At 70.9% G+C, this 15,451-nt stretch carries 12 protein-coding genes and 1 riboswitch; of the genes, 5 read left to right on the forward strand and 7 right to left on the reverse strand.

The genetic code is table 11. From position 1 onward, the window contains the following. The first annotated feature begins 67 nt into the window (after positions 1–67). Positions 68–511, forward strand: a complete 444-nt coding sequence (locus QFZ50_RS15490; RefSeq protein WP_307085656.1) for a MarR family winged helix-turn-helix transcriptional regulator — start codon at positions 68–70, stop codon at positions 509–511. A 105-nt stretch (positions 512–616) separates the two neighbouring features. Here QFZ50_RS15490 and QFZ50_RS15495 read toward each other — a convergent pair whose 3' ends face one another. Continuing rightward, complete coding sequence (locus tag QFZ50_RS15495) at positions 617–1,018, reverse strand: VOC family protein (protein ID WP_307085657.1); 402 nt, start codon at positions 1,016–1,018, stop codon at positions 617–619. Positions 1,019–1,261: 243 nt separating this feature from the next. Between QFZ50_RS15495 and QFZ50_RS15500 the strand changes: the two genes are divergently transcribed. Further along, positions 1,262–2,122: an alpha/beta fold hydrolase gene (locus QFZ50_RS15500; RefSeq protein ID WP_307085658.1), complete on the forward strand. Its 861-nt coding sequence runs from the start codon at positions 1,262–1,264 to the stop codon at positions 2,120–2,122. Between the two features lie 56 nt (positions 2,123–2,178). Here the strand turns inward: QFZ50_RS15500 and QFZ50_RS15505 are convergent, their stop codons facing one another. From QFZ50_RS15505 to gcvP, 4 genes are read right to left on the reverse strand one after another with little or no spacing between them, the layout of a single operon-like run. Then, positions 2,179–2,985 (reverse strand): methylenetetrahydrofolate reductase, encoded by an 807-nt coding sequence (locus QFZ50_RS15505; RefSeq protein ID WP_307085659.1) that lies wholly within the window; start codon positions 2,983–2,985, stop codon positions 2,179–2,181. 6 nt (positions 2,986–2,991) lie between these two features. Continuing rightward, positions 2,992–4,365 carry an L-serine ammonia-lyase gene (locus QFZ50_RS15510; protein ID WP_307085660.1) on the reverse strand — a complete coding sequence of 458 codons (1,374 nt, stop codon included), beginning with the start codon at positions 4,363–4,365 and terminating at the stop codon, positions 2,992–2,994. After that, positions 4,362–5,495, reverse strand: coding sequence for a glycine cleavage system aminomethyltransferase GcvT (gcvT, locus tag QFZ50_RS15515; RefSeq protein ID WP_307085662.1), 1,134 nt, complete (start codon positions 5,493–5,495; stop codon positions 4,362–4,364). The genes QFZ50_RS15510 and gcvT overlap by 4 nt, the downstream gene beginning before the upstream one ends. Positions 5,496–5,502: 7 nt before the next feature. Continuing rightward, a complete protein-coding gene (gcvP, locus tag QFZ50_RS15520) occupies positions 5,503–8,391 on the reverse strand; it encodes an aminomethyl-transferring glycine dehydrogenase (RefSeq protein ID WP_307085664.1) in 2,889 nt (962 codons plus the stop codon). A 153-nt stretch (positions 8,392–8,544) separates the two neighbouring features. After that, positions 8,545–8,647, reverse strand: a riboswitch (glycine riboswitch). Between the two features lie 215 nt (positions 8,648–8,862). Here gcvP and QFZ50_RS15525 point away from each other — a divergent pair. From QFZ50_RS15525 to QFZ50_RS15535, 3 genes are all read left to right on the forward strand, one after another. Beyond that, positions 8,863–9,906 (forward strand): SGNH/GDSL hydrolase family protein, encoded by a 1,044-nt coding sequence (locus tag QFZ50_RS15525; RefSeq protein WP_307085666.1) that lies wholly within the window; start codon positions 8,863–8,865, stop codon positions 9,904–9,906. Between the two features lie 141 nt (positions 9,907–10,047). Continuing rightward, entirely contained in the window at positions 10,048–11,079 is a 1,032-nt protein-coding gene (locus tag QFZ50_RS15530) for an LLM class flavin-dependent oxidoreductase (RefSeq protein WP_307085668.1), read from the forward strand. Between the two features lie 190 nt (positions 11,080–11,269). Then, positions 11,270–12,310, forward strand: a complete 1,041-nt coding sequence (locus QFZ50_RS15535; RefSeq protein WP_307085670.1) for a signal peptidase I — start codon at positions 11,270–11,272, stop codon at positions 12,308–12,310. On the opposite strand, the gene QFZ50_RS15540 is transcribed toward QFZ50_RS15535, so the two are convergent. Further along, complete coding sequence (locus QFZ50_RS15540) at positions 12,280–13,071, reverse strand: response regulator transcription factor (RefSeq protein ID WP_307085672.1); 792 nt, start codon at positions 13,069–13,071, stop codon at positions 12,280–12,282. The genes QFZ50_RS15535 and QFZ50_RS15540 overlap by 31 nt on opposite strands. Before the next feature lie 88 nt (positions 13,072–13,159). After that, a complete protein-coding gene (locus QFZ50_RS15545; protein ID WP_307085675.1) occupies positions 13,160–15,409 on the reverse strand; it encodes a putative bifunctional diguanylate cyclase/phosphodiesterase in 2,250 nt (749 codons plus the stop codon). Between the last annotated feature and the right edge of the window lie 42 nt (positions 15,410–15,451).

Consider the following 15,451-nt stretch of genomic DNA (forward strand, 5'->3'; position numbering starts at 1 on the left):
ACATGACACCCGGCCGGAGCTGGTCAGCAGTACCGGCCGGGTGTTTCAGCCCCGGAAGGAAAATCTCATGCCTGAACTGGAAGAGTGGTCAACCAGTCGCCTGCTCACCACGGCCGCCCGCCTCGTGGACCACGCGTGGAACGAGAGGCTCCTCGACATCGGGATCACCCATGCCGGCTACACCACCCTCGGTGTGCTGTCCCGTGAGGGCACGATGACGGGCGCCAAGCTCGCGCTCGCCGTGCACGTCCAGGCACAGACGATCGGCAAGACGCTCGAGAAGCTCGAGCGGCAGGGATTCATCTCGCGGATCCGCGACAGCATCGACCGCCGCAGCCAGCGCATCACCATCACCCCGTCCGGTATCGAGGCCCTGGCCAGGGCCGAGGACATCGAGCGCACGCTGATGGTCGGCGAAGGCCTCGAATCCTTCGAACTGCGCAGCCTCCTGCGCGGCATCATCGGCGAGCTCGCGCCCCAGCGGCAGAAGCCGGTCATCGCCGTCGTCTGACCCCGGCCGACCCGGCTGATCCCTGCTGGCCACGGCGCTCCGGGGATCCCGATGCCTCACCGCTGCGCAAGCCGTGCGACGGGAAGCAGGCCCGCCGCAGGGCGCTCACGTGGCGGCTTCGTACCCGATGAGCCAGTGGAGTCCGTGGCGGTCGACGACCTGCCCGTCCGAGGCGCCCCACGGCTTCGGGGCCAGGGGATCGACCACCGTCGCGCCATCGGAGAGTCCGGCGAACCAGGCGTGGAGGACGGCTGGCTCGGCGGTCCCCAGCAACGAGAGCATCACCCCTTCGAACCGCACCGTCTTCTCGCCCGCGGCCGCATCCGCTCCTGCCAGGGCGACGGGACCGTCCAGTGTGCCGTGGGCGATGGCGGTCGGTGGACCGTCGTGCCTGTCGAAGTCCGCATACGTGTGAAGGGACAGCTCACCGCCGAAGACCTGCGCGTAGAAGCCGAGCGCCTCCCGCGCGGTCCCGGGGAAGCTGATGTAGAGCTGGGGTGCAGCCATGTCGAAACACTCCTGTCGCCGATGCTGGTGCCTGATCCGTGCGTCCGGTAGGAAGACGCGAGAACTGCGCCGGAATCATCGATACACCACGAAACCCGTCAGGTCCCGGTGACTCCCACGTCGCGTCCGGAGGCAGCGGGCGAACAGTCCCGGCGGCAGTGAACGGACGGGGGCGGAGCCGACCACCCGCGATGAGAACGCCGGCAGCGGCACGTCTACCCTCGGAGTGAACCGGGAGGGCCCATGACGGAGCGGATCGTGACCACCGACGGCGTCGACCTGTGCATCGAGGCATTCGGCGATCCGGCCGATCCGACGGTACTGCTGATCGCCGGCGGAGCCCAGTCGATGGTCTGGTGGGAGACCGGGTTCTGCCGGCTGCTGGCCGGCGCCGGCCGTCACGTGGTGCGCTATGACCACCGCGACACCGGTCGATCGAGCAACTCACTGCCAGGACGCCCCTCGTACACCGCCGGGGAACTGGTCACCGACCCGTTGCGCATCCTGGACGCCCTGCGGGTCGGCCGTGCGCACCTGGTGGGACTGTCGATGGGCGGCGCGATCGCACAGCGCCTCGCCCTCGACCACCCCGACCGGGTGCTGACCCTGTGCCTGGCCTCCACCAGCCCCGCAGTCCCGGCCGGGCGCCCCCGGGACCTGCCACCGCCCATCCCCCGCCTGCGTGCAGTGCTCGCCGATCCCGCGCCCGCACCCGACTGGAGCGACAGGGACGCCGTGGTGGCGTACAGGGTGGAGGCTGAACGGCCCTATGCGGGCAGCCGCGGATTCGACGAGCCGCGCTGCCGGCTGCTCGCCGCCCAGGAGGTGGACCGGACCCGGGACATGGCCGCCCTGCTGACCAACCACTTCGTCCTCGACGACGGGCCGCTGACCGTTGCCCGCCTCGAGGAGATCGCCGCCCCCACCCTGGTCCTGCACGGCACCACGGACCCGCTGTTCCCCATCGAGCACGGCAGGGCCCTGGCCGCCGAGATCCCCGGCGCGCAGCTGCTCCCGCTGCCCAGCGTCGGGCATCAGCAGCCGCCACCCGACCTCTGGCCGTTGGTGGTCTCGGCGATCGACGGACACACCGGGCGGGCCTGACCCCCGGCGGTAGACCGGGGTTGGGGGCTCCATGTCCTGCCCGGAGGGCGTCGGGGCTACCCGTCCGACCGGGTGAGGCCTGATGCGGCGAGTGCCGCGAGGTCGTTGAAGCTGTACAGGTGGAGCCCCGCGTAGCCGGCGCCGTCGAGTGCCGCCACGAGCGGTGCCGGGTCGTAGGACGCCGAGGAGATCAGCTGCCGGACCACCGAACCGGTCTCGGTACCACCGGCCGAGCGCCGCAGGAATCCGAGGGACTGTCCCACCCCGATCGTGGTGGCGAGCCGGAACAGGCGCGTCATGCGCACCGGTCCGGGGACGCCGGCCCAGACGGGCAGGGTGATGCCCGCGTGCAGGAGCCGTGACGGGTAGGCGTGCAGGGTGTCCGGGGAGAAGCAGAGCTGGGTGACGCACCAGGAGGCGAGCTCCTGCTTCGCGCGCAGCGTCCTCGCCAGCTCGTCCTCCGCCGTTCCCGGGTGGCCCTCCGGGTATACCGCGATCCCCATGCGGAGGGCACCCCCGGAGAGGTCGGCGATGTCCTCCATCAGCGCCCCGCTCCACGCGTAGGGCCCTGCAGCGGTGGAGGCGTCCCCGCCGATCACGAAGACGTCGGTGATCCCCGCGTCCCGGCACTGCGCCACGTAGCGTGCGAGCTCCGCGCGGTCCGGGACGGACCGCGCGGCGAGGTGCGGGATCACCGTGTAGCCGGCCGCCGCGAGGTCCACCGCGACCTCCACGGCTTCCCGCGGACCGTGGTGCGGCAGGCACGTGACCGTCAGGACGGCAGGGACGGGAAGGGATGCACGGAGCCGTTGCGCGAGGCCGTCTGCCGGGACGACCTCCACGCGGACCGGCAGATCAGCCACGCCGCGTCAGCACTCCACCACGTTCAGCGCCAGACCACCGCGGGCGGTCTCCTTGTACTTGTCCATCATGTCCGCGCCGGTCTCGCGCATGGTCTTGATGGCGACGTCGAGGGACACGTGGTGCTGCCCGTCCCCGCGTACCGCCATCCGGGCCGCGGTGATCGCCTTCATGGCGCCGACGGCGTTCCGCTCGATGCAGGGGATCTGGACGAGCCCGCCCACCGGGTCGCACGTCAGGCCGAGGTTGTGCTCGATCCCGATCTCGGCCGCGTTCTCGACCTGCTCGGGGGTTCCGCCGAGCACCTCGGCCAGCGCTCCGGCCGCCATGGCGCACGCAGAGCCCACCTCGCCCTGGCAGCCCACCTCGGCACCCGAGATGGAGGCGTTGCGCTTGAACAGCGAGCCGATCGCCGTCGCTGCGAGCAGGAAGCGGACCACGCCGTCCTCGTCCGCACCCGGGACGAAGTCCACGTAGTACTTCAGGACCGCGGGGATGATCCCCGCGGCGCCGTTGGTCGGCGCCGTGACGACACGGCCGCCGGCGGCGTTCTCCTCGTTGACCGCGAGGGCGAAGAGCGTGACCCACTCCATGGTGCCCAGCCGGTCCGTCGGGTCGTCGGCCTTCTCCAGCAGCTGGCGCTGCCGCTCGGCGCGACGGCGCACGCTGAGGCCGCCCGGCAGGATGCCGCCCGTGGTGGTGCCGCGCCGGATGGTGTCCTGCATGACGGACCAGATCTCCAGCAGGCCTGCGCGCACCTCGGCCTCGGAGCGCCAGGACAGCTCGTTGGCGAGGACGACGTCCGAGAAGGACCATCCCTTGGTCCGGCAGATGCCGAGCAACTGGTCCGCGGTATCGAAGGGATGCGAGAGGGGGACGGGCGTGAGATCGGCGATCTCGGCGCCGATCTGGTCCTCGTCGAGCACGAAGCCGCCGCCGACGGAGAAGTATTCCCTTGTTCGTATAAGTTCCCCGTCGGCTGAATATGCCGAGAAGCGCATGCCATTCGTGTGGAACTCGAGCCTCTGCCGGCGGTGCAGCACCACATCGGTCTCCGGATCGAAGGGAATCCGGTGCTCCGCGGCGAGATGCAGGGACCGGCCCTCGCCGATGGAGGCGACGCGTGCGTCGGCCGTCGTCGGATCCACGAGGTGCGGCTGGTCGCCCTCGAGGCCGAGCAGCACCGCCTTGACGGTGCCGTGCCCGTGGCCGGTCACCCCGAGGGATCCGAAGAGGTCCACCTGGACGCGCTGTGTCCCGGGGAGGAGTCCGTCGGCGCGGAGCAGTTCGGTGAAGAGGTAGGCGGCGGTCATCGGTCCGCCGGTGTGCGAACTGGAGGGACCGATGCCGATCTTGAAGAGGTCGAAGGCGCTGATGGTCACTGCGGGGTACCGGCGGGCTTCTCGCGCCGGTAGAACGGCGTGGGGATGACGGTGAAGGGTTCGGGACGGCCGCGCAGGTCCACCTGCACCTCGGTGCCGGGCGCGGCGTACTGCGACTCGAGGTAGGCGAGCGCCACCGGGTAGCCGAGGGTAGGGCTCGGCAGGCCGGACGTGACGGTCCCTACGCGCGTGCCGTCGACGACGACGTCGTACCCGGCGCGCGCGGACCGGCGGCCGACCGCGCGGAGGCCCACGAGGCGCCGCGCGGGCTCGACGGCCTTGAGCGGCTCGAGCACCGAGCGTCCCACGAAGTCGTCGGTCTTCTTGGTGCTGACCACGGGTCCGAGGCCGGCTTCGAAGGGGTTGGTGTCGAGGCCCAGCTCGTGCCCGTAGAGGGGCATGCCGGCTTCGAGCCGCAGGGAGTCGCGGGCTGCGAGGCCGCAGGGCAGCAGCCCGTGCACGGCGCCGACCCGCAGGGCTTCGTCCCACAGGCGCACGGCGAGGTTGCTGCCGATGAAGATCTCGAAGCCGTCCTCACCCGTGTAGCCGGTGCGGGCCAGCAGGACGGGCAGTCCCGCCAGCTCGAGCTCGACGGCGGCGTAGTACTTCAGGCCGCGGACGGCCTCCGCGTCCTCGGGCCGTGCCAGGTCGAGGAGCACCGCCTCGGCGGTCGGGCCCTGCACGGCGATGAGGGCGGTGGCCTCGGACTGATCCTCGACGGCGACGTCGAACCCCTTGGACCGCTGCCGCAGCTCCTCGGCGACGACGTCCGCGTTGGAGGCGTTCGGGACCACGAGGAAGGTGTCCTCGGCGAGCCGGTACGTGATGAGGTCGTCGATCACCCCTCCCGCCTCGTTGCAGATCAGGGAGTACTTGGCCTTCCCGACGGCGATGATCGCGAGGTTGCCGACGAGGGCGTAGTTGAGGAACTCGCCGGCCTGGGGTCCGCTGACGAGGACCTCGCCCATGTGGGACAGGTCGAACAGCCCCGCGGCCTTCCGGACGGTGTGGTGCTCCTCCAGTTCGCTCCGGTACTTCAGGGGCATCTGCCACCCGCCGAAGTCGGTGAAGGACGCACCGTGGGCCTCGTGCTGGGTGTACAGGGCGGTGTGCTTGCTCTGCTCGCTCATGGGGTTCCTAGTCTTCGAAGGCTTCGATGGGCGGGCAGGAGCAGATGAGGTTGCGGTCGCCGTGGGCGCCGTCGATCCTGCGCACCGGGGGGAAGTACTTGTCGTGGCGGAGGGACCGCAGCGGGTAGGCGGCGAGCTCGCGCGGGTAGGCCTGCGTCCACTCGTCCGCGATGAGCACCTGTGCCGTGTGGGGCGCCTGGCGCAGGGGGCTCTGCTCGATGCCGAACTCGCCGGACGCCACGCGGTCGATCTCACCCTTGATGGCGATCATGGCGTCGACGAACCGGTCCAGTTCGGCGAGGTCCTCGGACTCCGTCGGCTCGACCATGAGCGTGCCCGCCACGGGGAAGGACAGCGTGGGCGCGTGGAAGCCGTAGTCGATCAGGCGCTTGGCGACGTCCTCGGCGGTCACGCCGGTGGCAGCCGTCAGGGGTCGCAGGTCCAGGATGCACTCGTGCGCCACGAGGCCCTGCACGCCGGTGTAGAGCACGGGGAAGTGCTCGGTCAGGCGCGCGGCCACGTAGTTGGCGGCGAGGAGGGCGTGCGCCGTGGCGCTCGTGAGCCCTTCGGAGCCCATGAGCGCCACGTAGGCCCAGGAGATCGGCAGGACGCCGGCCGAGCCGTACATCGACCCGGAGACGGGCGTGCCGCCCTCGGCGTCGGGGCCGCCGTCGGTGGCGATGTCGCGGTTCGCGTCGCCCGGCAGGAACGGCGCGAGATGCGCGGCCACGGCCACGGGTCCGACGCCGGGTCCGCCGCCGCCGTGCGGGATGCAGAACGTCTTGTGGAGGTTCAGGTGGGAGACGTCTCCGCCGAACTCGCCCGGCTGGGCGAGGCCCACCAGCGCGTTGAGGTTGGCGCCGTCGATGTAGACCTGGCCGCCGGCGTCGTGGACCTTCTCGCAGACCCAGCGCACGTCCTCCTCGAACACGCCGTGCGTCGAGGGGTAGGTGATCATGATGGCCGAGAGGTTCCCGGCGTGCTGCTCGATCTTCGCGAGCAGGTCGTCGTGGTCGATGTTGCCGTTGGGGGCGGTGCCGACGACGACGACCTTCATGCCGGCCAGCACGGCGGACGCGGCGTTGGTGCCGTGGGCCGAGGACGGGATGAGGCAGATGGTGCGGTTCTCGTCGCCGCGGGAGCGGTGGTAGCCGCGGATGGCGAGGAGCCCGGCGAGTTCGCCCTGCGACCCGGCATTGGGCTGCAGGGACACCCGCGCATAGCCCGTGATCTCCGCGAGGCGGTCCTCGAGGTCGGTGATCAGCTCACGCCAGCCCTCGGTCTGGCTCTCGGGCGCGAACGGGTGGATGGAGGCGAACTCGGGCCAGGAGATGGACTCCATCTCCACCGTCGCGTTGAGCTTCATGGTGCAGGAGCCCAGCGGGATCATGGTGCGGTCCAGGGCGAGGTCCTTGTCGGAGAGCCTGCGCAGGTACCGGAGCATCGCGGTCTCGGAGCGGTGCCGCGAGAACACGGGGTGGGTCAGAAAGGAGGAGGTGCGCCGCAGCTCCTCGGGGATGCGCTCGCCCTGCGTCCCGGAAGCGCCCACGGTGCCGCCGAATACGGCGGTGACGGCCGCGACGTGCTCGGGCGTGGTCGTCTCGTCGCAGGAGATGCCCAGGTGGTCGGCGTCCACGCGGCGGAGGTTGTAGCCCTGTGCCTCGGCGGCGTCCGCGTATTCGGCGGCGCGGCCGGGCACGCGGACCAGGACGGTGTCGAAGAACGCGTCGTGCACGACGGCGGCGCCGGTCCCTTCGAGGGCCGCGGCGAGCGCGACGGCCCGCTGGTGCGTGGTGCGGGCGATCGCCGTCAGGCCCTCGGGGCCGTGGTACACGGCGTACATGGACGCGACGATCGCGAGCAGCGCCTGCGCGGTGCAGATGTTGCTCGTCGCCTTCTCGCGGCGGATGTGCTGTTCGCGGGTCTGCAGGGCCAGGCGGTAGGCGGGTGCTCCGTCGGCGTCCTTCGAGACTCCCACGAGGCGGCCGGGCAGCATGCGCTCGAGGCCCTTGCGGACCGCCATGTAGGCGGCGTGCGGGCCGCCGAAGAAGAGGGGCACGCCGAAGCGCTGGGCGGAGCCGACGGCGATGTCCGCACCCTGCTCACCCGGGGCGGTGATGAGCGTGAGCGACAGGAGATCGGCGGCGACGGTGACGAGTGCGCCGCGCTCCTTCGCCGCACCGATGACGGCGGCGTGGTTCCGCAGGGCGCCCGACGCGCCGGGCTGCTGGAGGACGACGCCGTTGATGTCGCCGTCGGGCAGGCCGGCGGAGAGGTCGGCGACCTCGACGTCGAAGCCGAGGGCCTCGGCGCGGCCACGGACCACGGCGACGGTCTGCGGGAGGGCGTCGGCGTCGATGACCGTGCGCCCCTTGTTCTTGCCGGAGCGGCGCATGAGGAGCACGGCCTCGGCGACGGCGGAGGCTTCGTCGAGCAGCGAGGCGTTGGCGATGTCGAGGCCCGTGAGGTCCTGCACCATGGTCTGGAAGTTCAGGAGGGCCTCGAGGCGGCCCTGGGAGATCTCCGGCTGGTAGGGGGTGTAGGCGGTGTACCAGGCGGGCGATTCGAGGACGTTGCGGCGGATGACCGGCGGGGTGACGGTGTCGAAGTAGCCCTGGCCGATCATCTGCACGGCGGTGCGGTTGCGGCCGGCGATCCGCCGCAGCTGCGCCAGCACCTCGGTCTCGCTCAGGGCCGCCGGCAGGTCGAGTGCGCGGTCCAGCCGGATGCTGGCGGGCACGGCCATGTCCACGAGCTTCTCGAGGCTCGGGTACCCGAGGACCTCGAGCATCTTCCCGGCGTCGGACGTGCGCGGTCCGATGTGGCGGTCGGCGAAGGTCGAGGCGGCGCCGGGGACGGTGGCGATGCCGGGGGCCGTGTCGGGGGTGGCGGTCATGGGAACTCCGTACGTCAGGTGGGAGGCGCGGGCGCGCGTGCCAGGTCGGGTTCCTCCCCGCTCTGTGTGGGACCTGAGAGTTTCCGCAGGGCTCCGCGCCTGCTTGCACCGTCGGTGAGCGCCGGACGATGCCGGGCTGCTTTCCAGAGTTGCCTATCCGCAGCGGTACTTTCGCCTGAGAGATTCCTGGGGAGGATTTGCTCCTACGGCGCCTGCCGGCGTTGAGTCAACGGCAGAACTCTCCCGCTGCAGATCATTGGCGTATTCAGTTGGGGTCTTGCAGCTGTGAGCCGCCCCACATGGTACCGCGCGGAAAGGACGCGAGGCAAAGATACCCGGACGGACGGCAGAACACTACCCGAGCCTGCCGCACCCGGGAAGGGTTGCAGGGAAAGCCTGTAGGAGTCCTCCCACACCCGTACGCCCGGCGCTAGCGTGGGATCGACAGCACCTCGCGCACCAGGAGTATCGATGATGATCCCCCGTTTCCGTCCGGCCGCCGCCGTGCTGCTGCTCGCGGCAGCCCTCCTGTCCGCCCCTCCGGCGGGTGCGGCGGCGCCCTCCTACGTGGCGCTCGGGGATTCCTACTCCTCCGGCACCGGGACGCGCGCCTACCTCGCGGACGGCTCGACCTGCCAGCGCTCCGTCTACGCGTTCCCCTCGCTCATCGCGAGCGCGAAGGGGTATGTCCTGAACTTCCGTGCGTGCTCGGGCGCCACCGTCGCCGATGTCGCCGCGACGCAGCTCGACGCCCTCACCCCCACGACGGCGTACGTCTCGCTCAGCGTCGGCGGGAACGACGCCGCCTTCGCGGCCGTGATGACCGAATGTGCGAAACCGGCGTGGATGAGCAACTGCACCACCGCGATCGACCAGGCACAGGCCGTCATCACCGGCCGGCTGCCCGGCAGCCTGTCCTCCCTCTACCGGCAGGTCCGGGCACGGGCACCGCAGGCGAGGGTGGCCGTCGCGGGGTACCCGCGGATCTTCAACGGCGAGGACTGCAATGCCGCCACGTGGTTCTCGCCCGAGGAGGAGGCGCGCCTGAATGCGACGGCGGACCTCCTCAACCGGACGACGGCGGCGGCCGCGGCGGCCGCAGGCTTCACCTTCGGAGCCCCGACCTTCACCGGGCACGCGGTGTGCGATGCCACCGAGTGGGTCAACGGGCTCTCGAATCCCGTCTCGGACTCCTACCACCCGAACCGGGCCGGGCACGCCTCGGCGTACGTGCCGCTGCTGGGCGCATCCCTGACGGGGAGCGCGGTCGGCATCACGCAGGACACCCTGCGGTCGGCCGAGCTCACCGCGCCCGCACTCGCGCAGCAGCAGGGCGCCTACGCCGCGCAGGACGCCGGGATCGAGCAGCAACGGTTCGTCCTGCCGGACCTGAAGAGCCCGGCGGCACGGACCGCCGCGGCGCGGGCCGGTGTGGACCTCGCGGATCCGGCCAGCATCGACCGGGCCGATCGCGCGGCGGAGGCCCGGCAGCTCGACCACCCCCAGGGCCACTGAGGCCGCTCCGCACCGATGCGGCCCGTCGTCGCACCCGGCCCGACCTCATTACATACGTATGCATGGAATAACCGGGTGGTGCGGTCCGTTCTACCAGCGGGCCCAGGGTGGGCCTGATCGCCAAGCACGGGAGCACTGACCATGGCACGCGAACTGGAACTCGGTCTCGACACCTTCGGGGACGTCACGCGCGGGGAGGACGGCCGGCCACTCCCCTACCCGCAGGTCATCCGCAACGTCATCGCCGAGGCCGTCCTGGCGGACGAGGTGGGCGTCGACTTCATCGGCATCGGGGAGCACCACCGCGACGATTTCGCCGTCTCCGCGCCCGAGACCGTCCTCGCCGCCATCGCCGGACAGACCGAGCGGATCCGCCTCGGGTCGGCCGTCACCGTCCTCAGCTCCGACGACCCCGTCCGCGTCTACCAGCGGTTTGCCACCCTCGACGCCGCCTCGAACGGCCGCGCCGAGGTCATCCTCGGGCGCGGGTCCTTCACCGAGTCCTTCCCCCTCTTCGGCTATGAACTCTCCGACTACGAGCGGCTCTTCGAGGAGAAGCTCGACCTGTTCTCGGAACTGATCAAGGAGGGCCCGGTCACCTGGTCCGGCACCACCCGCCCGGGGCTCAAGGACCACGAGGTCTATCCGAAAACCGAGGGCGGGCACCTGAAGACCTGGATCGGCGTGGGCGGAAGCCCCGAATCGGTGGTGCGGGCCGCACGCTACGGCATGCCGCTCATGCTCGCGATCATCGGCGGCGACCCGGCCCGCTTCGCCCCCTACGTGGACCTCTACCATCGGGCGCTGGCGCAGCTCGGCCGGCCCACCCTGCCCATCGGCGTCCACTCCCCCGGGTACATCGCCGACTCCGACGAGCAGGCCCGTGAGGAGCTGTGGCCGGACAACCGCATCATGCGCGACCGCATCGGCCGCGAGCGCGGCTGGGGTCCGACCACCCGGGCCGAGTTCGAGCAGGAGGCGGACTTCGGGTCGCTGTACGTCGGCTCCCCGGAGACGGTCGCGAAGAAGATCGCCACGACGGCGCGCACCCTCGGGATCGACCGTTTCGACATGAAGTACAGTGCCGGCCCCCTGCCGCACGAGAAGCTCATGCACAGCATCGAGCTCTACGGCACGAAGGTCATCCCGCTGGTGCGGGAGATGCTCGCCTAGGGGGCATGCCCCGCGCTTCGCTCTTTCTTCGGTTTTCTTTCGCACTTCGGGCACGTCGCGTTTGAGCGCGGCCGAGGAGAGTGGACCTCAGGAGTACAGCACTCCGTGATCTTCCCGCCGGTTCCGATCCGTCCATCGGAACCGGCGGGCAGCTTCAGCAGGAATCCGCGGAAGTACCAAAGGAGCAGGCGTGACGACGATCGACCTTCCGTCCATCACCCCCACGGTGGTGGCAGTGCGGCAGGCACGCCACGCCGCCGCATCGGCCGCCGCACCCGCCGCCGCATCGGACGCCGAGGCCGCACCGGCCGTGAAGGGCACCACCCTCGTCCAGCGCCTCGCGAGCCTCCTCGGCACCCTGCTCATGGTGCTCGCGGTCGTCGCCGTCCTGTTCTTCGCCATCGGCCCCCGCTTCTTCGGCTACCAGACCGCGACCATGCTCACCGGCAGCATGGCGCCGGGGATCGTCCCCGGGGACGTCGTGGTCACCACGCTGCAGCCCGTCAGCGGGATCGCCGTCGGAGACGTCATCAGCTACCACATCCCCGTCGAGGACCACCGCGTGGAGACCCACCGGGTGGTCGAGGTGATCCGGGGAGCCGACGGCGCCACCGCCGTGCGGACCAAGGGCGACGCCAACGAGGCCGTCGACCCGTGGACCGCCACCCTCGACGGCGATTCGGTCTACGAGGTCGCCGCCGTGATCCCCCAGGTCGGCAACGCGATCCGGATGCTCCGCACCCCGATGGTCAGCCACATCCTGGTCTACGGCATCCCGGCGGTGCTCGTCGGAGCCCTGCTGCTCATGATCTGGTCGCGTCCCGACGAGGATTCCGACGAATCCGAGGTCCCGGCCGATCCCGCGGCCCCCCGCCCCACGGACGACGTCGTCGGGGCGCCCACGCTCGACCGGAGGATCCTCGAGAACCTCGGCGAGGAGCTCTCCAGCCGTACGGGTGCGCTGCACTTCGCCGACTCGTTCGTGGACATGCTCCCGCAGCGCATCGACGCCGTCGAGGGCGCCTTCGCCGCCCGCGATGCCGACGCAGCCGTCGTCGCGCTGCTCAGCCTCAACGTCAGCGCCTCCATGGTCGGCGCCTGCCGGCTCGAGGAGGGGTCATCCGCGGCGATGGACCTGATCGACGCCCCGCGTGAGCACGCCGCCATCATCACCCGGCTGCGGGTGCTGGGCGGAGAGTTTCAGGCCGCGCTCGGCGGCATCATCCGGTAGCCGACCCCGCGGACGGTGCGGATGAAGCGCGGGGCCTTGGTGTCCTCGCCCAGCTTCTTCCGCAGGTTCCGGATGTGCACCTCCACGAGGTGCTGGTCGTTGATCCAGCCGTCTCCCCAGATGCGGGAGAGCAGGGTCTCGCGCTGCCAGACACGGCGCGGACCCGAGACGAGCGTCGCCAGGAGATCGAACTCGATCCGCGTGAGTGGCAGTTCGACGCCGTCGAGCATGGCGATCCGACCCTCGGCGTCGATGGTCAGGGGCCCGTGGGTCAGCAGGTTCTCCACCTGGGCCGGCGCCGCGGCGCCCGCCGCCCCGACCGCGGCGGCCGGCAGTGGCTCCTCGGCCCCGGACGGTGACTGCGACCCGTTGGCGCCCGTGCTCCGCGGCCGGCGGAACATGGCGTTCACGCGGGCACCGACCTCGCGCGGGCTGAAGGGCTTGACGACGAAGTCGTCCGCTCCGATCTCGAGGCCGATGAGGCGGTCGATCTCGTCCTGCCGCGCCGTGATCATGACGACATACGCGTCGGTGAGGGGCCGGATCTGGCGGCACACCTCCACCCCGTCGATATCGGGCAGGTTCAGGTCGAGGGTGACCAGATCCGGACGGCGCTCCCGTACGAGCGCGACGCCCTGGCGCCCGTTCTCCGCCTCGATGGTGGTGAAGCCGTTCATGCCCAGTGTCATGACCAGCAGCTGCCGGACATCGGCGTCGTCTTCGATGATGAGTGCGACGCGCGTATGAGGATCGGATGTCATGGGTACCACATTGCCAGATGATGCGTCGACCACCACGCGTATCGGGCCGGTGGGGCGTTTCTCTCCCCATCCGCTCACCGGACCGGCCTCATCCGCAGGCGGCGTCCAGGCTGTGCGCGGCGATCCAGGCCGGGACCTCCCGGGCGGGCAGCGGCTCGGAGATGTGGAATCCCTGCGCGAAGTCGCATCCCCTCTCGCGCAGTTCCTCCCTGACCCGCTCGTCGGACACGCCCTCGGCGACCACCCTCAGTCCCAGGCTGTGGGCCAGGTCGATGATCGAGCCCACCAGCCCGATGGCACGCTGATCCTCCCGCATGGCGGTGATGAAGGAGCGGTCGAGCTTCAGTTCGTCCACGGGCAGGTCCCGCAGGTAGGCCAGGGAACTGTAGCCGGTCCCGAAATCGTCGAGTGAGATCTGGATGCCTTCCGCACGGAGCCGCGCGAGGACCGCGGCGGTGCCGGCCGGGGTGGACATCAGCACGTCCTCGGTGATCTCGAGCATGATGGCCGACGGCGGCACGTCGTGCTCCTCGAGGAGGGTGAGGATCTGGTGGGGCAGGCACGGCAGGATGCAGGAACCGGAGAGATTCACCGCCACTGTGACGTCGAGGCCCTCGGTCCGCCAGCGGGCGACCCGGCGGATGGCGCGCCCGAGCACGAGCTCCGACAGCGCGGGCATCAGGCCCGCCTCCTCGGCGAGGGGCAGGAAGGCGTCCGGGGAGAGCCGGCCACGCGTCGGATGGTTCCAGCGGACGAGCGCCTCGACGCCCGTCACGTGGAGGTCGGACAGACGCACCTTCGGCTGGTAGTACAGTTCCAGCTCGTTCCCGGCCAGGGCGGTCCGCAGTTCCTGCACGGTCCGCAGCCGCAGGGCTCCGTCGTCGTCGTCCGCGGCACTGTAGACATGGTGACCCGTGCGGTCGGATTTGGCGCGGAACATCGCGATGTCCGCCTTCCGCATGAGCAGCCCGATACCGGTGCCGTGCTCCGGCGTCAGGGCGATCCCGATACTGGCGCTGATCTGCAGGGCACCGCTGCCCACCTGCACCGGTGTGGCGAGTTCCGCCTCCAGCCGCAGCGCCGCCGCCAGTGCCTCGTCCTCCGATGCACCGTCGAGGAACACCGCGAACTCGTCGCCGCCCAGCCGTGCGAGCAGGTCGCCCGGCCTCAGCTGCGCCGCGAAGCGCGCGCCGACCTGCACGAGGAGGGCATCGCCGACGTCATGTCCGAGCGCGTCGTTGACGTGCTTGAAGCGGTCGAGGTCGAGCAGGAAGAGGGCGCCGGGACGCCCACCGCGGAGCCGCTCCGGCACGTCGGCGAACAGGGCGCGGCGGTTGGGCAGGCCCGTCAGCTCGTCCGTCCTCGAGAGCATCACGAGCACCCGGTTCCGGAAGGCGAGCGGGACCACGGCGAGGGCGAGCGCCGAGGCGGCGAACACGACGGCGAGCACCGGGATGCGCTGCTGGCTCCCGACGACCAGGACCGCGAGCGCGGCGGCCGTGGACACGACGGGTGCCGCGAGTTCGGGCACCCCCCGGTGCCGGCGGAGCCTGTGCCGGTCGATGTCCGCCGCGCCGTCGACCCAGGCGGCGATCGCGGCGACGCCGGCCACCCAGCCGACGTCGATGATCGAGCCGACCGCGTAGTCCTGCATGCCCAGTGCGTAGGCGACATCCGCGGCGGAGAAGAGGACCAGGCCTGCGATGAGGACCGGCCAGCGGGGGCCGATATCGAGGCCGCGCGATGCCAGGATCCCGCCGATGGCCGTGATGAGGAGGAGATCGAGGAGCGGGTAGACGACGGCGACGATCACCTCGAACGTCGTGCCGTCGGTGGTCCCCGCGTGCAGCACGGGCGCGAGGATCAGGGCCATGATCGAGGCCGCCCCCAGCGCTCCCACGACACTCTCCAGGAGCAGCGGCCACACCGTGCGCCTCAGCCGTTGCAGCACGACCACGCCCAGGGCGCCGAGCATGAGCGGGTAGAAGGCGAAGTACGCGATGTCAGCGACCGATGCGTCGGTCAGCGCGTCCGCACCGGCCAGGGACGCCGCGTAGTAGGCGTCCCCGGCACTGTAGGCGATCGCCGCAGCCGCGCCGAGGACGATCTGCGGCTCGGCGAAGCGCGTCCGCACCATCGCACTGATGCAGACACCCACGGCGGCGAACTCGGTGAAGATGCAGAGCCAGCCGTCCAGGAGCGGATCGAAGGTGGCGGGGTCCCCCAGGAGCAGGCCCGCCGTGTAGACGACCAGCAGGACGACCATCGTGACCATCAGCGCCCGGGCGTGGCCCTGCCGGGGCGGGCGCCTGCCGGCGCGGGCTTCATCGCGCCGCATGCAACTCCCATCCTCGGTGTGTTCCTGGTGTCGAAAGCCTAG

Origin of the sequence: Arthrobacter agilis, from assembly GCF_030816075.1 — a bacterium.
In the GTDB taxonomy this organism is placed as follows: Bacteria; Actinomycetota; Actinomycetes; order Actinomycetales; family Micrococcaceae; genus Arthrobacter_D; species Arthrobacter_D agilis_E.